Source organism: Roseateles amylovorans, from assembly GCF_025398155.2.
In the GTDB taxonomy this organism is placed as follows: Bacteria; Pseudomonadota; Gammaproteobacteria; order Burkholderiales; family Burkholderiaceae_C; genus Roseateles; species Roseateles amylovorans.
The window spans coordinates 6,073,026-6,095,395 of the sequence record NZ_CP104562.2 but is presented as its reverse complement, the minus strand read 5'-3'; the positions used below and the strand labels follow the sequence as shown (position 1 = coordinate 6,095,395).

The following is a 22,370-nucleotide window of genomic DNA, read 5'->3' as shown; positions in this document are numbered from 1 at the left end:
GGCTGTGGTCTTCGGTCTGCCGGGTTCGGGCGACGCGCGCGCGGGCTAGGGCGGCCGTTCTCCTTCTGGGCGTGATCGCCGCGGGCCTCGGCGCCGCGGCACAGGCGCATGGGCCGGACCGGGCGCTGGATCTCCAGCTCAGCCAGTGGGAACGTCAGAGCTACAACGATCCGGGCGGTGCGCTGCGCGGCCTGCGAGCCCTGCGCGTCGACCCGCAGCATGCGGACCAGCGCATGACGATCGACTACATGATCGGCCGGGTTCAGGCGGTGTCCGGGGACGTCGATCAAGCCCGGCTCATCGGCGACGAACTCGAGTCCCGCCCCGGCGGCGCGCCGCTGGCCCGCATCCTGCGCGCCGAGGTGCAGGACCGCATCGGGCTGACGGTCAAGGCCGGCGACCTCGCTCAGCAGGCCCTGGCCGACCTGGAGCCCGCCTGCGTGCCAACGGCCAATGCCGCCCACAAACTCGGCCCGAATTGCCAGTGGCGAGCCACCTACCACGCGATGCGCCTGCTGGCGCGGGCGCAGGGAGCCCGCGGTGAACTGGCCTTTGCCGATGCGCGGCTGCGCCAGGCGCTCGCGCTGGCCCAGGCGGTGCCGGACGCCTACACCAGCGCGCAGACCATGGGTCTGCTGGCGCTGTCGGCCCAGTCGCTGGATCAGTCGGCCATCGCCCACCAGTGGGTGACGCAGGCTTCGCAGCTCTCGCAAGGGGATGTGCTGGCGATGGTGCGCATCCGCATGATCGAAGCCACGTTGGCGGCTCGACGTGCCGACCAGCAGGCGCAACGCGCGGCGCTGGAGGATGGCCTTCGACTGGCCGAGCATGCCGATGCACGGCGCGAAGTGGCGTCCATGCGCACCAACCTCGCTGATGCCTACATGCATTCCAACGAGCCGGCCAAGGCCGCCGAGCAGGCCCGTGCCGCGCTGCCGGTGGTGCTGGAGTTCGGCGACCAGCGCCTGGAGCGCACCTTGCGCCACAACCTGTCTGTGGCGCTGATCCTGCTGCGGCAGTTGGAGCCAGCACGCCGCGAGATCGAGCGGGTCAACGAGATCGCACGCGGCGACAGCGACAACGTGCGCCGCAGCCTGCAACTGCGCGAACTGGGCGAGGCCTATGCCAAGGTCGGCCAATGGCGGGAAGCCTTGCGCCTCTATCACGAGGAGCGGGCCCTGAGCGCCGAGACCGCTCAGCGCAACCGGGAGTCCTCGCTGCAGCAACTGCGCCTGAAGTACGACAGCGAAGCCAAGCAACGCGATCTGGAACTGCTGCGCCGCGACCAAGCGCTCAAGCGCCAGGAACTGGCGAACCGGCGCCTGGCGCAGTATGTGGGCGTGGGGCTGGCGGCGCTGCTGGGCCTGTCGGTGATCCTGCTGGGCGTGATGCTGGTGCGGGTGCGTGACGCCAACCGGCAGCTCAGGGTCAACCAGCGGCTGCTGCGGGCCCAGAGCGAGCGGGATCCCCTCACTGACCTGGCCAACCGTCGCCATTTCCTGTCGGTGATGGACCGGCAGGCCCGCACCGAGTTTCAGGGCGCGCTGCTGATGATCGACATCGACCACTTCAAGGTCGTCAACGATCGCCACGGCCATGCGGCGGGTGATGCGGTCATCTGCGAGGTCGCGCGGCGCATCAGTCAGGCGGTGCGCATCGACGACCTGGTGGTGCGCTGGGGCGGCGAGGAGTTTCTCGTCTTCGCGCCCGGCGTGGCCCAGGAACAGCTGCAGCTGATGGCCGAGCGGATCCTGATGACCGTCGGCGACGAGCCGATTCCCACCGAAGACGGCGCGCTGAGCGTCACCTGCTCGATCGGCTTCGCCCACTTTCCGTTGGCGCCGGCGCAACTGACGCTGCATTGGGAACAGGCAGTGAACTGGGCCGACATGGCGCTCTACACGGCCAAATCCCAAGGCCGCAACCGAGCGCGCGGCGTCATCGCCGTCCAGGCCTCCGATGCGCAGGCGCTACGGCAGATCGAAGCCAACTTCGAAGCCGCGTGCAGCAGCGGCCTGGTGACGATGCAGACCCTGCGGGGACCCGACGAGGAGGCGGTCTCGGCCTGATCGTGCCGAGACCGCCGACGGTCGACCGCTGACTGGCGACCGCGGTATCGACATCGACCGACATCGACCGACATCGCCCGATAGCGATCGACCACCGCGAGGCGGTCAGGCCCGCTTCGCGTCCACCGCGTCCGTTGTTCCGATGGCTTCCAGCTCCGCCATCACCGAGGGCGAAAGGTCGAGCTGGGCCGCCGCCAGGTTTTCGCGCAGGTGGCCGACGGACGAGGTCCCCGGAATCAGCAGCAGATTGGGTGATCGCTTCAGCAGCCAGGCCAGGGCCACCTGCATCGGCGTGGCCGCCACGCGTGCGGCGATCTGAGACAACGCGGTGGACTGAATCGGACTGAAGCCGCCCAGCGGGAAGAACGGCACGTAAGCAATGCCGTCCCGGGCCAGTTCGTCGATCAGGGCGTCGTCGCGGCGATGGACCAGGTTGTACTGGTTCTGCACGCACACCACTGTGCAAAGCCGCTGCGCCTCGGCGATCTGCGCGGCGGTCACATTGCTCAGGCCGATGTGGCGGATCAGCCCTTGCTGCTGCAGTGTGGCCAGCGCGGTCAACGGCGCTTCGATGCTGCCTTCCGCCGGGCCGAACACATCGAACATGGCGCGAAAGTTGACCACTTCCAGCCGGTCGAGTCCGAGGTGGCGCAGGTTGTCGTGCACGGCGGCGGTCAGCGCGTCGGCGGAGGTGGCGGGCAGCCACGCGCCTTGGGCGTCCCGCACCGCGCCGACCTTGGTCACGAGGGTCAGGTCCTGCGGATAGGGGCTGAGGGCTTCGCGAATCAGTTGGTTGGTGATGTGGGGACCGTAGAAGTCACTGGTGTCGATGTGATTCACGCCGGCGTCGATCGCAGCGCGGAGCACCGCCAACGCCGCATCGCGGTCCTTCGGCGGGCCGAACACATGCGGTCCGGCCAACTGCATGGCGCCGTAGCCCAGGCGGTTGACCGGGCGGTCGCCGAGGAGAAAAGTGCCGGCGGAGAGAAGGGTCTGCGTCATGTCGCGTCCTGTGTGGGCTGGGAATGGCGCCAGTCTAGGAAGCGGGCCGGTGCTTGATAAGCCCATCCAATCCGCACGGGCTGTGCATAATTCCGAACAATGAAAGCCGACCTGGGAGACCTCAACGCGTTCGTCGCCGTGGTGAAAGCCGAGGGCTTTCGGGGTGGGGCCCGCCAGATCGGGATGAGCGCGTCGGCGGTCAGCGACGCGGTCCGGCGGCTGGAGACGCAGCTGGGGGTGCGCCTGCTTCACCGCACCACGCGCAGCGTCGCACCCACCGAAGCCGGCCAACGGCTGCTGGAGCGACTCACGCCGGCGCTGCAGGAGGTCGAATCCGCGCTGGACGTGGTCAATGGATTCCGCGATCAGCCCGCCGGTACGCTGCGACTGAATGTCCCGATCTCCGCGCTGAAACTGGTGCTGCCGGCCATCGTGCCCGCCTTCCGCGCGGCCTATCCGGACATCCTGCTGGAGGTCATCGCCGAAGACGGCTTTGTCGATGTGCTGGCGGCGGGCTGTGATGCCGGCATTCGCTACGGCGAGCGGTTGGAGCAGGACATGATCGCCGTGCCGATCGGTCCTCGCATCCAGCGCTTCGCCTGTGCGGCCTCACCGGACTACCTGGCACGCCGGGGGATGCCCGGTCATCCCAAGGAGGTCCTCGACCATGACTGCCTTCGCCTGCGCTTCGGCAGCGGCGCCATGCCGCAGTGGGAATTCGAGCGCGGTCCCGAGCGCTTGCAGGTCGACCCCAAACCCGCGCTGATCGTGCAGGCAGGTGCGGCGGCGGACCTGGCGGTGGACGCCGCCGTGGGCGGCATGGGTCTGGTCTATCTGTTCGAGGATTGGCTGCAGCCGCATCTGGACAGCGGGGCGCTTCAACCGGTGCTCCAGGACTGGTGGCCGCAGTTTCCGGGCCCGTTCCTTTACTACCCGGGTCGCCGGCTGATGCCGGCGCCGCTGCGGGCCTTCGTGGATTTCGTGGGGCGCTGACGGCGAGGCCCGTCGAGGCTGTCAGCCCGTCAGCCCGTCAGCCCGCCTGCCCGCCTGCCCGCCCGCCCGACAAAACGTTGAAACGTCGAAACGAGAGACCGTCAGATCTTCAGGTCGTAATCGATCGTGAGCGGCGCGTGGTCGCTGAAGCGCTGCTCCAGGTAGATGGCCTCCCGGGTGGCGAGGTGGGCCAGGCCGGGGGTGGCCAGGTGGTAGTCCAGCCGCCAGCCGACGTTCTTGGCCCAGGCCTGACCGCGATTGCTCCACCAGGTGTATTGATCCGGCTTGTCGTTGAGCAGCCGGAACACGTCGACCAGGCCGGCGTCCTTCTCCAGCAGCTTGGTCATCCAGGCCCGTTCCTCTGGCAGGAAACCGCTGTTCTTCTGGTTGCCCTTCCAGTTGCGCAGATCGATCTCCTTGTGCGCGATGTTCACATCGGCCACCAGGATGAATTCGCGCTCGGCCCGCAGCTGCATCAGGTAGGGATGCATCGCTTCCAGGAAACGGAACTTGGCCGCCTGGCGGAGCTCGCCGCTGGAGCCGCTGGGAAAGTAGCAGCTGATCAGGCTGAGCTTGCGGCCGGGTTTGTCGAAGCGCTTCTCGACCCAGCGGCCTTCGTTGTCGAATTCATCGCTGCCGAAGCCGACGATGACGTCGCTGGGCGTTTCCCGGGTGTAGAGGCCCACGCCCGAATAGCCCTTCTTCTCCGCGTAATGGAAGTGGCCGCTGAGCTTGTCATAGCCGCTGAACTTCGATTCCACGATGTCGGCCTGCGCCTTCAGTTCCTGGACGCCGACCACATCCGCGGCCTGTTGCGGCAGCCAGTCGAAGACGCCCTTGTTCGCGGCAGAGCGGATGCCGTTGAGATTGAGGGTGATGAAGCGCATGGTGCTGGAGCGTTGAAAACGGGGACCGGAATCGGGGACACGCCCGCGCGGATCGATGTCCCGCGCGGCCGGCCGCCTCGAGCTGGAGGCGGTGCGGCCGGGAGTATCGCAAAGGGATGACGCCGACGTTGGCAGCAGCGTCGACCGCCTCGGCAAGTCGTCCCGTCTCCCTGCCGACGCCCCGCGTGATCCCTGTCCAGCGGCCGAAACAGCGGGCGGTAGCCATCTGCCAGGGGCGGCGAACGCCCCAATGACGGTCGCGTTCGACACAAATCCGTCGGCAGATGGTGCGATGCAGTGTTTCGGCAACAGTTCCTGCACCAACTGAGTGCCTGGGGTGACGCAGTGATGACGAACTTGCTAGATTCGCCCCCACTCGCGTCGTCTGGCGCCCAAGTATTTGCCATCTGCTGCTGAACGTTTGCGCGCTTGATGCCGCAGCGTCCTGACGGTGGATGGCCGAGTCTTTGTCTTTCGTTTTTCCGCCTTCCCCGGAGTTCATCTGATGAATCGAATCGCCACCCAGCGCGCCGTTGCCCGTCCGGCTCTGCGCGAGGCCGCTCTGGCCGTTTCCCTGGCTGTCCTGGCCTGGCCTGCGCTTGCGCAGGACGCGCCCAAGGACAAGAGCCAGCTGGACACGGTCACCATCACGGCCGAACGTCGCGTCGAGAACATCAAGGACGTGCCGAACGCCGTCTCGCAGATCTCCGGTGAAAAGCTGGACGTGCTGAACTCCAGCGGCCAGGACATCCGTTTCCTGTCCGGCCGGGTGCCCAGCCTGAACATCGAATCCTCCTTCGGTCGGGCCTTCCCGCGCTTCTACATCCGCGGCTACGGCAACACCGACTTCCGCCTGAACGCCTCGCAGCCGGTCTCGCTGGTCTATGACGACGTGGTCCAGGAGAACCCGATCCTGAAGGGCTTCCCCGCCTTCGACCTGGCCGCCATCGAAGTGGTGGCCGGTCCCCAGGGCACCCTGTATGGCCGCAACACGCCGGCCGGCGTGGTGAAGTTCGACTCGGTCAAGCCGTCGCAGCGCCAGGAGGGTTATGTCAACTTCTCCTACGGCACCTACGGCACGATGAACCTGGAAGGCGCCGCCAATGTGCCGCTGACCGGCGAGTGGTCCGCCCGTATCTCCGCCCAGGTGCAGCACCGTGACGACTGGGTGAAGAACCAGGCCGTCACCGGCAAGCCCGGCAAGCTGGAAGGCTATGACGACCGCGCCATCCGCATCCAGGCCCTGTATGAGCCGCACAAGGATTTCAGCGCGCTGTTCAATGTCCACGGCCGTGACCTGAGCGGCAGCGCCCGCCTGTTCCGTTCGTCGATCATCAAGACCGGCACCCACGACCTGGTCGATGGCTTCGATCCCGAGAAGGCCTACACCGACGGCGTCAACGAGCAGACCCTGCACGCCACCGGCGGCAGCGCCCGCCTGCGTTGGGGCCTGGGTGCGATCAACCTGTACTCGATCACCGGCTATGAGTCGGTGCGCCCGTTCAGCCGCGGCGACGTCGACGGCGGCTACATCTACGGCGGCACCAAGCCGTTCACCCAGGAAGGTCAGGCGACCTTCCCCGGCGAGTCCTCAAGCTCGATGGACGGCCATCGCCAGATCACCCAGGAGTTCCGCGTGGAATCGGCTGCGGCTGGTCCGCTGCGCTGGCAAGGCGGCGTGTATTTCTTCGACGAGCGCTACACCGCTCGCAGCACCGACTACACGACCGCCACCGGCCTGGCCGCTGGTTATGTCGATACCCATCAGAAGAACACCGCCTGGGCGACCTTCGGTTCGGTGAACTACGCGGTGACCCAGGACTTCCAACTGCGCGGCGGCCTGCGGTTCACCAAGGACAAGAAGGATGTGGACGTCACCAGCAGCTACGCCGGTCTGAACACCAGCACCGGCGTGTCGGCCAAGACCTCGGATTCGAAGTGGAACTGGGACGTGTCCGGCAGCTATGCGCTGACCAAGAACACCAACCTCTATGCCCGCGTGGCCACCGGCTTCCGCGCGTCGTCGGTGCAGGGCGCGTCGCTGTTCGCCGGCCAGTCCCAGGCCTCGCCTGAGAACGTGACCTCCTACGAGATCGGCGTGAAGTCCGACCTGTGGGATCGCCGCGCCCGCCTGTCGGCCAGCGTGTTCGACTACACCGTCAAGGACCTGCAACTGACCGCCGTCGGCGGCCAGAACAATGCCAACCGTCTGCTGAATGCCAAGAAGGCCACCGGCAACGGCGTCGAGCTGAACCTGGAACTGCTGCCGGTGGATCAACTGCTGATCACGCTGGGTGGCAGCCTGAACAACACCAAGATCCGTGACACCAGCCTGTCGCTGCCGGCTTGCGGTGGCGGTTGCACGATGCTGGATCCGCTGGTGGCGGGCTCGACCACCAACTACAGCATCAACGGCAATTCGCTGCCGAATGCGCCGAAGTGGGTCGGCAACCTGACCGCCCGCTACTCGATCCCGACGCCGGCCGGCAACGAGTTCTACATCTACACCGACTGGGCCTATCGCTCGAAGGTCAACTTCTTCCTGTATGAGGCCAAGGAGTTCACCGGCAAGTCCCTCACCGAGGGTGGCCTGCGCGTGGGTTATGTGTGGAACAACGGCAAGTATGAAGCGGCGACCTTTGTCCGCAACATCACCAACCAGATCCGCGTGACCGGTGCGATCGACTTCAACAACAACACCGGCTTCATCAACGATCCGCGCACTTACGGCGTCCAGTTCAAGGCGCTGTTCTGAGCGAGCGCCGGCAGGCTGCGCTGGACGGCGCGGCCTGACCGGGCCAGTGAGCCCGCCGATCAGCGCGGGCCGACGGATCTGACGGCGGTGTGACTCGCCGTCAGGCCGGCACACGGTGAAGTCGGCAAACCGTGAAGCTGTCACACCGGCTTTCGCGCCTCTTGCGGCCTTTGCCGCCCCGTCGACGAATCGCCCGCAGGGCCTGCACCGAACCTCGGTGCAGGCCCTTTTTCATGGGATGGCGCGCTGTGCGCCCAGCGATGGGGCGACTGATGCGTCATCCCCACGGTCTCCCCGCGCGTTCAAGGGGCTGAAGGCCTCCGCCCGTCGGCGCGAGCCGCTCGCCAAGCAGGTCGACACCTACAATCGCGCCCCAGTTTCACTCTTGCCGAAGCCCTCCGATGAGCACTGCACCCCAAGACGATCTGGCCCAGGAATTCGTCGCTTTTGCTGTCGAGACCGGCGTGCTGCGCTTCGGTGAGTTCAAGACCAAGGCCGGCCGGCTGAGCCCGTATTTCTTCAATGCGGGCCTGTTCGACGACGGCCTCAAGGTCGGTCGACTGGCGCAGTTCTATGCCCAGCGTCTGATGGCTTCGGGCCTGGAGTTCGACATGATCTTCGGCCCGGCCTACAAAGGCATCACGCTGGCCGCGGCGGTGGCCATCGAGCTGGCGCGCCTGGGCCACAACAAGCCGTTCGCCTACAACCGCAAGGAAGCCAAGGACCATGGCGAAGGCGGCACCCTGGTCGGCGCGAAGGTGCAGGGCCGGGTGCTGATCATCGACGACGTCATCTCCGCCGGCACCTCGGTGCGGGAGTCGATCGCGATGATCCAGGCCGCCGGCGCCACGCCGTGTGGCGTGACCATTGCGCTGGATCGCCAGGAGAAGGCCGCCGAGAACGGGCAGGATCTGCCGTGGTCGGCGGTACAGTATGTGAAGGAGCAGTTGAAGTTGCCGGTGGTGGCCATCGCCGGGCTGTCCGACTTGCTCCACTACCTGCAAACGACCAGCAGTACGGCGGTATCGGCCCATGCCGCCGCGGTTAACGCCTACCGAGATCGTTACGGAGTCTGATGCCTGCCTTCACCTCCCGCCGTCGCCTGCTGTCGGACATGACCCCTTCGGATCGCTCGACCGGTCTCGTCGCCACCACGCTGGGAACTGCCCACCGTCTAGGTGGCGCGCATGGCCGTTCATCCGTCTGCGTCTCGGTTGCCCGCTTCAGCCGCGCCGTCGGTCGTGCCCTCACGCTCGGCGTGTTGACGGCCGCCGTGTCCGGTGCCTTCGTCAGCGCGGTGGCGGCACAGGGACAGCCGTCCGGCCCGTCTTCGATCTACAGCTGCACCACGGCCGATGGGCGCAAGCTCACCTCCGATCGTCCGATTCCGGAATGCGCCGCCCGCGAGCAGCGGGTGCTCAACTCCGACGGCTCGGTGCGCAAGATGATGCCGCCCACCCTGTCGCCGGAAGAGCAGGCCGTGGCCGATGCCCGCCAGCGTGCGGCCGAAGTGCAGCGCCTGGCCCTGCAGGATGCCGTCCGCCGTGACCGCAACCTGCTTCAGCGCTATCGCGACGAACCGGCCCATCAGCGGGCCCGGGAAGCGGCGCTGGATGACATTCGCCAGGCCATGCAGCTGTCCGAGAAGCGGCTCAAGGATCTGGCCGCAGAGCGCAAGCCGATGCAGGAAGAGGCCGAGTTCTACAAGGGCAAGCGCCTGCCGCTGAAGCTTCAGCATCAGATGGACATGAACGACGCAGCGGCCGAGGCACAGCGTCAGTCCATCGAGAACCAGCGGGCGGAGCTGGTCCGGGTGAACCGGCTGTTCGACGAGGAACTGTCGCGGCTCAAGCGCATGTGGGCCGGCGGTGCGCCGGGCTCACTGGAGAAGGCGACCCTGCCGCTGCCCGCCAGTCGTTGAGGGCGGGAGCCACACGGCGCGAAGGGCGGCTTGATCGAGACAGCAACAAAGGATCCGAAGAACGCAAGAACGGCGCGACGATGAGGCCGAGTCACACGACGCAACGCTGCTGACCGCGCAGGCTCGACGGCGATGCGAAAAAAGAAACGGGGGCGGAAGTGATTCCGCCCCCGTTTGCCTTTCTGGGATCGCAGTCGCCGCGCGACGGCCGACTGGCTTGCGGCCGGCCGCCCATCAGCTCGCGCCTCAGCCGCCGAGCTTCTTCTTCAGCAGCTCATTGACCGCCGCAGGATTGGCCTTGCCCTTGGTCGCTTTCATCGCCTGTCCGACCAGCGCGTTGAAAGCCTTCTCCTTGCCGGCACGGAATTCCTCGACCGACTTGGCATTGGCTGCCAGCACCTCGTCCAGGATGCGTTCCAGCTCGCCGGTGTCGTTGGACTGCTTGAGGTCCTTGGCGGCGATGACCGCATCGACCTCGCTGCCTTCGCCGGTCCACAGTGCCTCGAACACCTGCTTGGCCGAGTTGTTGGAGATGGTGCCGTCCTGGATGCGCTGGATCAGTGTGGCCAGCAGGGCGGGCGTCACCGGCGCGGAGGCGATGTCCCGTTCCTCGCTGTTGAGGCGGCGCGAGACTTCGCCCATCAGCCAGTTCGCCACCAGCTTCGGCGCACCGCAGCCATCCCGTGCGGCTTCATAGAAGCGCGCCATGGCCAGGCTCTGGGTCATCATCGTCGCGTCGTACGGTGGCAGTCCGTCGGTCTCCTGGAAGCGGCCGGCCATGACCGCCGGCAGCTCCGGCATGTCGGCGCGCACGCGCTCGATCCAGTCCGCGCCGATCATCAGCGGCGGCAGGTCGGGATCGGGGAAGTAGCGGTAGTCGGCCGCATCTTCCTTGGTGCGCATCGCGCGGGTTTCGCCGGTGTCCGGGTTGTAGAGCACCGTGGCTTGCTGGATCGTCAGCCCGTCTTCCAGGCGATCGATCTGCCAGTTGACCTCGAAGTTCACCGCGTCCACCAGATAGCGGAAGCTGTTGAGGTTCTTGATCTCGCGGCGGGTGCCGAAGACCGGGTCACCCGGCTTGCGCACCGAGACGTTGACGTCGCAGCGGAACGAGCCTTCCTGCATGTTGCCGTCGCAGATGCCCAGCCACATCACCAGCGCATGCAGCGTCTTGGCATATTCGGCGGCTTCGGCACCGGAGCGCATCTCGGGCTCGGAGACGATTTCCAGCAGCGGGGTGCCGGCACGGTTCAGGTCGATGCCGGATTGGCCGTGATAGTCCTCATGAAGGCTCTTGCCCGCGTCCTCTTCCAGGTGGGCGCGCGTGAGCTTGACGACCTTCTTCTCGTCGCCGACGAAGAACTCGATCTGGCCGCCCTGCACCACCGGGATCTCGTACTGGCTGATCTGGTAGCCCTTGGGCAGGTCGGGATAGAAGTAGTTCTTGCGCGCGAAGATCGACAACGGCGCCACTTTCGCACCCACGGCCAGGCCGAAGCGGATCGCCCGCTCCACCGCGCCGCGGTTGAGCACCGGCAGGGTGCCCGGCAGCGCCAGGTCCACCGCGCAGGCCTGGGTGTTGGGCGCGGCGCCGAAGGCGGTCGAGGCGCCGCTGAAGATCTTCGAGTCGGTCGAGAGTTGGACGTGGTTCTCCAGGCCGATCACGACCTCGTAGCCCCGCACCAGTTTGCTGTTCTTGCTCATCTCGTTCACACCCCCGCCGGACCCTGGCGGTGCCAGTCGGTGGCCTGCTGCAGCGCGTGCGCGGCATGCAGCAGCAGCCCTTCGTTGAAGTAGTTGCCCAGCAGCTGCAGGCCGACCGGCATGCCCCCTTCGCCAAAGCCCACCGGCACGCTCATGCCGGGCAGGCCGGCCAGTGAGCCGGGCAGGGTGAAGATGTCGGCCAGGTAGGCCTTGACCGGGTCGTCTGAGCCCTCGCCCTGTTTCCAGGCCACGGTGGGGGCCACCGGGCCGGCGATCAGGTCGCAGTGCTGCAGGGCCTGCTGGAAGTCGTCGGCGATCATGCGGCGCAGCTTCTGGGCCTGCAGATAGTAGGCGTCGTAGTAGCCGTGCGAGAGCACATAGCTCCCGATCATGATCCGGCGCTTGACCTCGGCGCCGAAGCCTTCGGCGCGGGTCTTGCGGTACATGTCCAGCAAGTCGTCGTACTGGGCGGCGCGGTGGCCGAACTTCACCCCGTCGAAGCGCGACAGGTTGGAGCTGGCCTCGGCCGGGGCAATGATGTAGTAGACCGGGATCGCCAGTTCGGTGCGGGGCAGCGAGACCTCCACCAGCGTGGCGCCCAGCTTTTCCAGTTCCGCGAGACCGGCACGCACGGCGCTGTCCACATCGGACGAGAGGGCGGCGGGGAAGAACTCCTTGGGCAATCCGATGCGCAGGCCCTTGAGCGGCTGCGCCGCGGTGGCGCCTTCACGGGCGGCCCGCATCTGGAGGCTGAAGTCCTGCGGCGGGCGTTGCACGCTGGTGGCGTCGCGCTCGTCGAAGCCGCTCATGGCCGAGAGCAGCAGGGCGCAGTCTTCGGCGGAACGGGCCATCACGCCGGCCTGGTCCAGGCTGGAGGCGAAGGCGATCATGCCGTAGCGCGAGCACACGCCGTAGGTCGGCTTGATGCCGGTGATGCCGCTGAAGCTGGCCGGCTGCCGAATCGAGCCGCCGGTGTCGGTGCCGGTGGTGGCGGGCACCAGCCGGGCGGCCACGGCCGTGGCCGACCCGCCCGAGGAGCCGCCCGGAACGCGGCTGCGGTCCCACGGATTGAGCGCCGGGCCGTAGGCGCTGTTCTCGTTGGCCGAGCCCATGGCGAACTCGTCGCAGTTCAGCTTGCCCAGCGAGACGGTGCCGGCGGCATTGAGCCGCTCGATGACGGTCGCATCGAAGGGGCTGAGATAGCCCTTGAGCATCAGCGAGCCGGCCGTGGTGGGCATGTCGCGGGTGACGAAGATGTCCTTGTGCGCGAGCGGGACGCCGATCAGCGCGCCGCCGGGCTGTTCGCCCTCGCCGCGGGCCAGCCGCGCGTCGGCGGCGCGGGCGCGTTCCAGCGCGGCCGCTTCGCCGACATGCAGGAAGGCGCCGAGATCCTTCGCGTCGGCAACACGCGCAAGCAGATGTTGCGTCAGTTCAAGGCTGGAAACCTGTTTCTGGCGAAGTGCGCGGCCCAGCTCGGCCACGCCCAGATGATGAAGCGGCGTCGTCATTCGATGACCTTGGGAACGAGGAACAGGCCGTCCTCGACGGCGGGGGCACTGCGCTGGTTGAGTTCGCGCTGATTCGATTCGGTGACGCGGTCCTCGCGCAGGCGCAGGGCCACTTCCTGCACCGCCGACAGAGGCGTGTAGAGCGGCTCGACGCCGCTCGTGTCCACCGCGCTCATCTGCTCGACGATGGAGAAGAAGCCGTTGAGCTGCGGCAGCAGCGCGGCCTGCTCGTCGCTGGAGAGTTGCAACCGGGCCAGCAGGGCGATCCGGGTGACGTCGTCGTGGGTCAGGGCCATGGGGAGATGATGGGCTGGAGGTCGATCTTCCAGGGCCCTCTGAAACATTCACCAAACAATCGCCAATCGTTTCTTTGGTGCTTGCCAGCGGGCCAAACTAGGGGGTGATCAGTTATTATCCCCGCTTATCTCCATAAGTCGGGGCTGCTATTGCAGCCTCGTCTCTTATGGTCAGGAATTCCGCTCGCGCGGCGCTTTGTGCAGCCGCGCGGTTACCGCCCGAACCTCTCGAATCGCAGCCGCCCGGACCGAACGCAGACGAAGCCGCTTGAAGCAGCCGAATCCCGCCGAATGACGTCCGTTCGGCGATTTGAACTGGCTGCGGTTGGCGATGAAGCGACTCGGTCCGGCAAATGCCCAACCACATGCTCGCCTCCCTGCGCCGCTATTTCTCCACCGATCTCGCCATCGACCTGGGTACCGCCAACACGCTGATTTACGTCCGCGGCAAAGGGGTGGTGCTGGATGAACCGTCGGTCGTGGCCATTCGCCACGAAGGCGGCCCGAACGGCAAGAAAACTATTCAGGCCGTCGGCCACGAAGCCAAGGCCATGCTGGGCAAGGTGCCCGGCAACATCGAGGCGATCCGCCCGATGAAGGACGGCGTGATCGCCGACTTCGTGGTCACCGAGCAGATGATCAAGCAGTTCATCAAGATGGTGCACGACACCAAGCTGCTGCGTCCGTCCCCCCGTATCATCATCTGCGTGCCCTGCGGCTCCACCCAGGTGGAAAAGCGCGCGATCCGCGACGCCGCCCTGGGTGCCGGTGCCTCCGAGGTCTACCTGATCGAAGAACCGATGGCCGCGGCCATCGGCGCCGGCCTGCCGGTGTCGGAAGCCTCCGGCTCGATGGTCATCGACATCGGCGGCGGCACCACCGAGGTCGGCGTGATCTCGCTGGGCGGCATGGTTTACAAGGGCAGCGTCCGGGTGGGCGGCGACAAGTTCGATGAAGCCATCATCAACTACATCCGCCGCAACTACGGCATGCTGATCGGCGAGCCGACGGCCGAGTCCATCAAGAAGAACATCGGTTCGGCCTTCCCGGGCTCCGAAGTCAAGGAGATGGAAGTCAAGGGCCGCAACCTGAGCGAAGGCGTGCCGCGCAGCTTCACCATCTCGTCCAACGAGATCCTGGAAGCCTTGACCGACCCGCTCAACCAGATCGTCTCCGCCGTGAAGAACGCGCTGGAACAGACGCCGCCCGAACTGGGTGCCGACATCGCCGAGCGCGGCATGATGCTGACCGGCGGCGGCGCGCTGCTGCGCGACCTGGACCGGCTGCTGGCCGAGGAAACCGGTCTGCCGGTGCTGGTGGCCGAGGATCCGCTGACCTGCGTGGTGCGCGGTTGCGGCATGGCGCTGGAGCGCATGGAGCGTCTCGGTTCTATCTTCACCTCGGAATGAACGTGGCCAACGCGCAGGCGTCATGAATCGTGGGTCGGTGCGGGCAGGCGCGGAGGGCGGCATCGTCGCTCGGCGGTTTCCGTGCCCGACACCCGACCCGACACCCGACCCGACACCCGACCTGATGCCCGCGCATGAGTCTGGGCCGCGGATTCAACGGCGGCCTCTGCCTCCTGCCAGCCTTCACCGAGGCCGACCGATGGCCCACCGGGACCGTGCGCCCATTCTGAAAGTCTGAGATCCCCATGCCACTGGGCACTTTGGATCGCAATCCACCGCCGCTGTTCCGGGAAGGCCCGTCGGCGTTGACGAAGCTGGCGTTCTGCGCCGCGCTGGCGGTGTTTCTCATGGTCGCGGACGCCCGTTTCGGTATCACCGCGCCGGCGCGCTCCGGGCTGGCGCTGGTGCTGCATCCGTTGCAGCGCATGCTGCTTGCGCCGGTCGACGCCTGGGAGCAGGCCGGCGACTATGCCCGCGGCATGGAGCGCGCCACCGAGGCCGAGAACCAGGCCCGTCGGCAGCTCGCCGAGCAGGCGGTGGTGCTCAGCCGTGCCGCGCAGCTCCAGGCGGAGAACCAGCGGCTGCGCGCCTTGCTCGACCTTCGAGAAGCGCTACCGGTCAAAAGCTTGGCCGCCGAGGTGCTGTATGAGGCGGCGGATCCCTTCTCCCGTCGGATCGTGATCGACCGGGGCAGCCATCGAGGCGTCCGCCTGGGCGCGCCGGTGGTCAACGATTCGGGCGTGCTGGGCCAGGTCACCCGCGTCTATCCGCTGTCCGCCGAAGTGACGCTGCTGACCGACCGCGAAGCCACCATCCCGGTGCTCAACACCCGCACGCAGCAGCGCGGCGTGGCCTACGGCGGCGAACGTGGCGTGATGGAGTTGCGCTTCATCGCCGCCAATGCCGACATCAAGCCCGGCGATGCGCTGGCCACGTCGGGCCTGGACGGCGTCTATCCGCCCGGCCTGCCGGTGGCCAAGGTGGCGGAGGTGGAACGTCGCGGAGACACGAGCTTCGCCCGGGTCGGTCTGGCACCGGTCGCGCAGCCGGACAGCGCCCGCCATGTGCTGGTGCTGGAGCCGCTGCTGGGGCAGGAAGCCGCCCGTGAAGAGGCGGCGGCCGAAGCCGCCAGCGCGGCCACCACCGCCGAAGGCAATCGCAAGGGCGGCAAGTCGGGCAGATCCTCGCGCGCCGCCGCCAATGTCGACGAGGCGGCCTCCGCGCCCGCCGCCGCACAGAAAGGAGCCTCGCGATGATCATGCCGCGTGGCGCCAGTCAGCTCCTGCTGCCGGCCAATCCCTTGTTCATCGCCTTCAGCCTGGTGGTCGGTCTGCTGATCGACATGGTGCCGGTCGGCCGCCAGCCCTGGATGCCGGACGTCCTGGCGCTGACGCTGGTGTTCTGGAACGTCCACCAGCCGCGTCGCGTGGGCGTGGGCTGGGCGTTTGTCTTCGGTCTGATGATCGATGTGCATCACGGCGCGCTGCTGGGTCAGCATGCACTCGCCTACAGCCTGCTGGCCTTTGGGGCCGTGGCGCTGCATCGCCGGCTGCTGTGGTTCACCGTCGGCGCGCAGGCGATTCACGTGTTGCCGCTGTTCGTGCTGGCCCAGGCCATTGCGCTGCTGGTGCGCCTGATGGTGGGTGGCATGTGGCCGGGCTGGAGCGTGATGCTCGCGCCCCTGCTGCAAGCCTTGTTGTGGCCGCTGGTGGCGGTCTTGCTGTTGGCGCCGCAGCGCCGGGCGCCGGATCCCGACGCCCACCGCCCGCTGTGAACCGCCTGCCGAGGATCCGCCGGCCATGACGGTCCTGAAGAACCTGCACCAGGAGCTCTCACGCTTCCGCCTCCGCCTGATCGCGGCGGCGGCGTTCGTGCTGTTCTGCTTCGGCCTGTTGGTGGCGCGCCTGTTGTTCCTCCAGGTGGTGCAACACGACACCTTGCTGGAGCGGGCCGAGTCGAACCGGGTGTCGGTGGTGCCGATCGTGCCCAATCGCGGCCTGATCGTGGACCGCCACGGCGTGGTGCTGGCGAGCAACTATTCGGCCTACACGCTGGAAATCACGCCGTCCAAGGTGGCCGACCTGGACCAGACGATCGACCAGCTGTCGACCGTCCTGGACATCCAGCCGCGCGATCGCCGGCGCTTCCGTCGCCTGATGGACGAGAGCAAGAACTTCGAGTCGCTGCCCATCCGCACCAAGCTGACCGACACCGAGGTCGCGCGCTTCGCCGCCCAGCGCTTCCGCTTTCCGGGCGTCGACATCAAGGCCCGGCTGTTCCGCAACTACCCGCTGGGCGAGGTGGGCAGCCATCTGCTGGGCTACATCGGTCGGATCAACCAGGCCGAGAAGAAGGCCATGGATGACTGGTCCGAAGAGGACCTGGCCAACTACCGGGGCACGGAATACATCGGCAAGCTCGGGCTGGAGCAGGCCTACGAACGGGAGCTGCACGGCCAGACCGGGTTCGAGGAGATGGAAACCAGTGCCGGCGGCCGCGCCGTGCGTCGGCTGCGCAACCGACCGCCGACGCCGGGCAATACGCTGCACCTGTCGATCGACATCAAGCTGCAGGCCATGGTGGAGCGACTCTTCGGCGATCGCCGCGGTGCGCTGGTGGCGATGGATCCGCGCAATGGCGAGGTGCTGGCCTTCGTGTCCAAGCCCACCTTCGATCCCAACCTGTTCGTCGACGGCATCGATGCCGACAGCTGGCGCGAGCTCAACGAGTCGCCTGACAAGCCATTGCTGAACCGGGCTCTGCGGGGCACCTATCCGCCGGGCTCGACCTTCAAGCCGTTCATGTCCATCGCCGCGCTGAATTCGGGCAAGCGTGCGGCCAGCACCGTGATCATGGACAACCTGACCTACAGCTTCGGCGGCCGCACGTTCGGCAGTCCGGAGACCGACCGGCCAGGTCCCAAGGACATGCGGCTGGCGATCGTCAGCTCCTCGAACGTCTATTTCTACAGTCTGGCCAACGAGATGGGCGTGGACCTGATCCATGACCAGCTCGAACCCTTCGGTTTCGGACGCAAGACCGAGATCGACCTGTTGGGCGAGGTCGCCGGCGACCTGCCGTCCACCGAGTGGAAGAAGCGCAAGTTCAAGCGGCCGGAGCAGCAGAAGTGGTATGCGGGCGAAACCATTTCGCTGGGCATTGGCCAGGGCTACAACAACTTCACCGCGCTGCAGGTGGCGACGGCGGTGTCCACGCTGTCCACCGGCGGCCTGCGCTTCCGTCCGCGGCTGGTGCAGGACATCGTCGACGTGGTCCGACATGAGAGCCGCCGCACCGCCAGTGATGCGCTGACGCCGCTGGCGCTGCGGCCGGCCGATACCAAGGTGGTGCTCAATGCCATGAACGGGGTGACGCTGGAGGGCACCTCGCGGCAGGTGTTTGCCGGCGCGGCCTACACCAGCGGCGGCAAGACCGGCACCGCGCAGGCTGTCGGCTTGCGTCCCGGCGAGCGTTATGCGGCGATCAAGGCCGACGAGCGCAAGCGCGACCACTCTTGGTACATCGCCTTCGCACCGGTCGAGAATCCGACGATTGCGTTGGCGGTCATCGTGGAAAACGGCAGTTGGGGCTCCAGCGCCGCCGCGCCGATCGCCCGCCGCGTGCTCGACTATGTGCTGGCCGGTACCTACCCGAGCGAGGAAGACATCGCGCTGACTCAGCAAGCCAAGACGATGGCGCCGATCGGCACGCCGCGTCGCGTGGCCGATGTGCCCCTGCCCGGCCAGGCGGCCAGCGCGCCGCAGAGCGCGACCGCAGCATCCAGCGCGGCGTCCGGTGCGATGTCGGCTGCCTCCGGTGCCGCGGGTGCCAACCCGGCGACGTCCGCAGGCCCCGCAACGCCCGCCGCTACGCGCGCACCCCGACCGGCGGGGCCGCCCGCGCCGGCCGGATCCGGCGCATCATCGGCACCGACCGCCCTTCACGATCCCCGCGCCGCCGCCCAGGCGACGCGACCGAGCCCGGGAGCCTCCCGATGAGTGCTGTCTTCAGCAAACCCAGCTGGTTCCAGCGGATCCGGCCCTGGTTCCAGGGCTTTGACGTGCCGCTGCTGCTGGCCCTGTTCTGGCTGATGGGCCTGGGCCTGATGTGCATGTATTCGGCGGGCTATGACCATGGCAGCCGCTTCATCGACCACCTGCGCAATGGCGCGTTGGCGCTGATCGTGCTGTTCATCACGGCCCAGGTGCCACCGCAGCGGCTGATGCAGGCGGCGGTGCCGCTCTACGCGATCGGCGTGACCTTGCTGATCGCAGTGGCGATCTTCGGCATCACCAAGAAGGGCTCGACCCGCTGGATCCGGCTAGGCATTGAATTCCAGCCGTCGGAAATGCTCAAGATCGCGATGCCGCTGATGCTGGCCTGGTGGTTCCAGAAGCGCGAGGGTCAACTGCGCCTACCGGACTTTGTGGCGGCCTTCATGTTGCTGGTGGTGCCGGTCGGGCTGATCGCCAAGCAACCGGACCTGGGCACCTCGCTGCTGGTGCTGGCCGCAGGCCTGTATGTGATCTTCTTTGCCGGGCTGTCCTGGAAGCTGATCATCCCGGCGATGGTGCTGGCGGGGGCCGGCATCACCACGCTGGTGATGAGCGAGGACCAGATCTGCCAGCCGGATGTGAAATGGGTGGTGCTCAAGGAGTACCAGAAGGACCGTGTCTGCACCTTGCTGGATCCGACCAAGGATCCGCTGGGCAAGGGCTTCCACATCATTCAGGGCGAGATCGCGATCGGTTCGGGCGGCATCACCGGCAAGGGGTTCATGAAGGGCACACAGACCCATCTGGAGTTCATCCCCGAGCGGACCACCGACTTCATCTTCGCCGCTTACGGCGAGGAGTTCGGTCTGGTCGGCGCGCTGGGTCTGTTGATCGGCTTCACTGCCTTGATCCTGCGCGGCCTGGCCATTGCGCATGAAGCGCCCACGCTGTTCGCCCGGTTGCTGGCGGGCGCGATCACCCTGAGCTTCTTCACCTATGTGTTCGTCAACATGGGCATGGTGACCGGCATCCTGCCCGTGGTGGGCGTGCCGCTGCCGTTCATCTCCTATGGGGGAACCGCCATGGTGACGCTGGGGCTGGCGCTCGGGATGCTGATGTCCATCGCCAAAAGCCGCGGCGCCACGCAGCGTTGATGCCGTGCAGTGGCGGGTTCGCGATCGCGGCTGAGCGCATGGCGGCCGGTCGCTGGAGACTGGATCGTCCCCATTGATTCACCCAGCAGGCGAGCCAGCCTGCGGTGCCTCCGATGGCGCTTGGTGACACGCTTCAGAACCGGCTTGCCGGGCCACGCTGCGCAAGGGCAGGGTGACCCGGGGTGTGCTCGAGCCTGCAGCGGTCTCTGCGGCGGTCGTGTCGTCCGTGGGGTGGTCGGTGTTGCCGGCGAGCACGGCCAGCGCGGCACCGTCCGTCCGGCCCGACAGGCCCGAGCCCCTCGCCGCGCCCCTCAGCGTGCTTGGGGCAGGATCAACGTCGGCCCACAGGTCATTGGCCGCCAGATGCAGGCCGACGCTCTTCAGCACCAGCGGTTGGTCCGGCTGCACGAGCAGTGTCTCCCAGTGGCCGGCGGCGCTGCGTCGATGCAGATCGCTCACGCGGCGCATCAGGTCGATCAGCACATATTCCTGCAAGGCCTCAATGCGGCGATAGTGCGCCAGCTTGGTCGCGCGATCGTACTGGCGGGTGCTGGGAGAGCTGACCTCGACCAACAGGGTGGGCCGCGATTTGCTCAGGCGGGTCGCGTGGTCGTCGGGGTGGCAGGTCACCATCACGTCGGGATAGAAGTACGCCCCCTCGCCGCCCGTTGCCCCTGGCGTGCCGGATGCGTGGGACGCGCTGTGCGTCCTCGCGTCCGCCACGTGCAGCCGCCTGTCGCTGGCGTAGGTGCGGCATCCCTTGCCCTGCAGATGACGCTTGAGTGCCAGCGCCACGTTCAGCACCACGGTCACGTGATGATCCTCGGCCCCCGCCATCTCGATGACGGTTCCGTCGACGAATTCATGCTTCGTCGGTTGGCGGGCCTCCCAGGCCAGGTAGTCATCGGCGGTCATCAGTCGCTTTCGGTGAAGGGATGTCATGGCGGTGGTCCTGAGGGGCGTGTTGCCGTCCATTCTGGAAATGCCGTCTGCGTTTGTCGCCTGCATCAACAGGCAGCGGATGAGTGACGTCGCTCCTGGGATGAGTTGGCCGATGACTGAGACATGATGGCCGTGAGCCGTGAGCCGTGAGCCGTGAGCCGTGAGCCGTGAGCCGTGAGCCGTGAGCCGTGACTGCGTTGCGGCGCGTCGGCTGTCCCAAAGCAGCCGCGGGATCAATTCGGCCGCGGGTGGGCGGCAAAGCGCACGGTGAAACGCGCGCCGGGCCCGAGCCCTTCGGCTTCCGCCTGGCGTCGCACGCGGGTGTCGTCGACGGTGATCTCCGCATCATGCTGCTGGACGATCTCCCTCACGATGGCCAGGCCCAGGCCCGAACCATCCACATTCGTGCCCAGCGCGCGGTAGAACGGCTGGAAGACCTTCTCTCGTTCCGCTTCCGCGATGCCAGGCCCTGAATCCTCCACCTGCAGCACACAGACCTGGCCGAACGGATCTTCGACCACGCGGACGGTGATCGTCCCGCCGGCAGGCGTGTAGAGCAGCGCGTTGTCGACCAGATTGCGGATGAGCTCACGGATCAGCAAGGGATGACCGAGGATGGACAGGCCGGCCTGATCGCTCTCCGGGCCCTCATAGCCCAGGTCGAGGCGCTTCTCCATGGCGCGCGGCACGAAGTCGCGCACGGTTTCGATGGCCAGCACCGGCAGGTTGACTTCGCTGCGCCGTGCCGCGTGCTCCTGATCTTCCGCCCGCGCCATCGCCAACAACTGGTTCACCATGTGAGCGGCACGCTGGCTGGAGAGCGCGATCTGCTGCAGCGAGCGACGCAGATCGGCGGGCGAGCTGCGGCCTTCATCGATCTCGCGCTGGGCCAGTTCGGCCTGGGTCCGCAACCCGGCCAGCGGGGTCTTGAGCTGATGCGCGGCATCGGCGAGGAAGTGCTTTTGCGCCCGGATCGATTGATCCAGCCGTTCGAGCAGGTCGTTGATCGCCTGCACCAGCGGTGCGACTTCGTCGGGGATGCGGTGCTCGTCGATCGGGCTGAGGTCGGAGCTGTCGCGGGATCGGATGCGGCGTTGCAGCTCATTGAGCGGGGCGATGCCGCGTGCCAGCGCCAGCCACACCAGCAGCACCGCCAGCGGCAGGATCACGAACTGCGGCAGGATCACGCCCTTGATGATCTCGTTGGTCAGGCGCGAGCGTTTGCCCAGCGTCTCGGCCACCTGCACCAGCATCATCCGGTCACTGCCGGCCGTGCCCTCCGGTGCGACCCAGAGGTAGGCCACCCGCACCGCGTCCGCGTTGATCTCGTCGTCGCGGAAATGCAGCTCCCAGGGCACCACCGGTGGCTCGGGCTCGGGCACGGCTAGCTGGCGGTCGCCGCTCAGGAACTCGCCACGCAGTCCGAGCACCTGGTAGTAGACGGTGTCGGACTCATCGGCCCGCAGCAGGGCTGCTGCTTCCGGCGCCAGCGCGTACCGGGACCGGCCGTGCGGCAGCTCGCCTGGTGCCGGGTCGATGGCCACCTGCAGACCGAGGGTGCGGGCCATCTCACCGAGTTCGCGGTCGTAAGGCTTGTTGGCAATGCCCTGCGCGACCAGCCAGGTCAGCGCCACGCTGATCGGCCAGATCACGAGCAGCGGCGCGAGCATCCAATCCAGGATCTCGCCGAACAGGGAGCGATGGCCGGATGTTTCAGCAACCATGAGCGACGACG

17 protein-coding genes are annotated in these 22,370 nt (G+C 67.1%); 10 read left to right on the top strand and 7 right to left on the bottom strand.

Features of this window, described 5'->3' with window-relative positions; all coding sequences use genetic code 11:
- Positions 1-71: 71 nt before the first annotated feature.
- Positions 72-2,069 (top strand): GGDEF domain-containing protein, encoded by a 1,998-nt coding sequence (locus N4261_RS25210; protein WP_261757992.1) that lies wholly within the window; start codon positions 72-74, stop codon positions 2,067-2,069.
- 105 nt (positions 2,070-2,174) lie between these two features.
- On the opposite strand, the gene N4261_RS25205 is transcribed toward N4261_RS25210, so the two are convergent.
- Positions 2,175-3,071, bottom strand: coding sequence for an aldo/keto reductase family oxidoreductase (locus tag N4261_RS25205; RefSeq protein WP_261757991.1), 897 nt, complete (start codon positions 3,069-3,071; stop codon positions 2,175-2,177).
- A 99-nt stretch (positions 3,072-3,170) separates the two neighbouring features.
- On the opposite strand from N4261_RS25205, the gene N4261_RS25200 reads away from it, so the two are divergent.
- On the top strand, positions 3,171-4,064 hold the full coding sequence (locus tag N4261_RS25200; protein WP_261757990.1) for a LysR family transcriptional regulator: 894 nt from the start codon (positions 3,171-3,173) through the stop codon (positions 4,062-4,064).
- A gap of 101 nt (positions 4,065-4,165) precedes the next feature.
- On the opposite strand, the gene N4261_RS25195 is transcribed toward N4261_RS25200, so the two are convergent.
- Positions 4,166-4,951 (bottom strand): exodeoxyribonuclease III, encoded by a 786-nt coding sequence (locus N4261_RS25195; RefSeq protein WP_261757989.1) that lies wholly within the window; start codon positions 4,949-4,951, stop codon positions 4,166-4,168.
- 505 nt (positions 4,952-5,456) lie between these two features.
- Here N4261_RS25195 and N4261_RS25190 point away from each other — a divergent pair.
- The 3 genes from N4261_RS25190 (at position 5,457) to N4261_RS25180 (ending at position 9,627) form a co-directional block, all read left to right on the top strand.
- Positions 5,457-7,706, top strand: coding sequence for a TonB-dependent receptor (locus N4261_RS25190; RefSeq protein WP_261757988.1), 2,250 nt, complete (start codon positions 5,457-5,459; stop codon positions 7,704-7,706).
- A gap of 401 nt (positions 7,707-8,107) precedes the next feature.
- Entirely contained in the window at positions 8,108-8,782 is a 675-nt protein-coding gene (gene pyrE, locus N4261_RS25185) for an orotate phosphoribosyltransferase (protein ID WP_261757987.1), read from the top strand.
- Positions 8,782-9,627: a hypothetical protein gene (locus N4261_RS25180; protein WP_261757985.1), complete on the top strand. Its 846-nt coding sequence runs from the start codon at positions 8,782-8,784 to the stop codon at positions 9,625-9,627. Before pyrE ends, N4261_RS25180 begins: the two co-directional genes overlap by 1 nt.
- Before the next feature lie 246 nt (positions 9,628-9,873).
- On the opposite strand, the gene gatB is transcribed toward N4261_RS25180, so the two are convergent.
- Genes gatB through gatC form a run of 3 tightly spaced genes read right to left on the bottom strand, consistent with a single transcriptional unit; the run spans position 9,874 to position 13,135 of the window.
- On the bottom strand, positions 9,874-11,331 hold the full coding sequence (gene gatB, locus N4261_RS25175; protein ID WP_261757984.1) for an Asp-tRNA(Asn)/Glu-tRNA(Gln) amidotransferase subunit GatB: 1,458 nt from the start codon (positions 11,329-11,331) through the stop codon (positions 9,874-9,876).
- 5 nt (positions 11,332-11,336) lie between these two features.
- A complete protein-coding gene (gatA, locus tag N4261_RS25170) occupies positions 11,337-12,839 on the bottom strand; it encodes an Asp-tRNA(Asn)/Glu-tRNA(Gln) amidotransferase subunit GatA (protein WP_261757983.1) in 1,503 nt (500 codons plus the stop codon).
- The gene (gene gatC, locus N4261_RS25165) at positions 12,836-13,135 is read right to left on the bottom strand and encodes an Asp-tRNA(Asn)/Glu-tRNA(Gln) amidotransferase subunit GatC (RefSeq protein WP_261757982.1); all 300 of its coding nucleotides are present in this window, start codon (positions 13,133-13,135) and stop codon (positions 12,836-12,838) included. The genes gatA and gatC overlap by 4 nt, the downstream gene beginning before the upstream one ends.
- 365 nt (positions 13,136-13,500) lie before the next feature.
- Here gatC and N4261_RS25160 point away from each other — a divergent pair, with 365 nt between their 5' ends.
- From N4261_RS25160 to rodA, 5 genes are all read left to right on the top strand, one after another.
- Positions 13,501-14,544, top strand: a complete 1,044-nt coding sequence (locus tag N4261_RS25160; protein WP_261757981.1) for a rod shape-determining protein — start codon at positions 13,501-13,503, stop codon at positions 14,542-14,544.
- 245 nt (positions 14,545-14,789) lie between these two features.
- A complete protein-coding gene (gene mreC / locus N4261_RS25155; protein WP_261757980.1) occupies positions 14,790-15,800 on the top strand; it encodes a rod shape-determining protein MreC in 1,011 nt (336 codons plus the stop codon).
- A complete protein-coding gene (mreD, locus tag N4261_RS25150) occupies positions 15,797-16,318 on the top strand; it encodes a rod shape-determining protein MreD (protein ID WP_261757979.1) in 522 nt (173 codons plus the stop codon). The genes mreC and mreD overlap by 4 nt, the downstream gene beginning before the upstream one ends.
- Before the next feature lie 25 nt (positions 16,319-16,343).
- Complete coding sequence (gene mrdA / locus N4261_RS25145; protein WP_261757978.1) at positions 16,344-18,542, top strand: penicillin-binding protein 2; 2,199 nt, start codon at positions 16,344-16,346, stop codon at positions 18,540-18,542.
- The gene (gene rodA / locus N4261_RS25140) at positions 18,539-19,693 is read left to right on the top strand and encodes a rod shape-determining protein RodA (RefSeq protein ID WP_261757977.1); all 1,155 of its coding nucleotides are present in this window, start codon (positions 18,539-18,541) and stop codon (positions 19,691-19,693) included. Before mrdA ends, rodA begins: the two co-directional genes overlap by 4 nt.
- Positions 19,694-19,771: 78 nt before the next feature.
- On the opposite strand, the gene N4261_RS25135 is transcribed toward rodA, so the two are convergent.
- The gene (locus N4261_RS25135) at positions 19,772-20,635 is read right to left on the bottom strand and encodes a Uma2 family endonuclease (RefSeq protein WP_261757976.1); all 864 of its coding nucleotides are present in this window, start codon (positions 20,633-20,635) and stop codon (positions 19,772-19,774) included.
- 233 nt (positions 20,636-20,868) lie between these two features.
- Positions 20,869-22,359 carry a sensor histidine kinase gene (locus N4261_RS25130; RefSeq protein ID WP_261757974.1) on the bottom strand — a complete coding sequence of 497 codons (1,491 nt, stop codon included), beginning with the start codon at positions 22,357-22,359 and terminating at the stop codon, positions 20,869-20,871.
- Between the last annotated feature and the right edge of the window lie 11 nt (positions 22,360-22,370).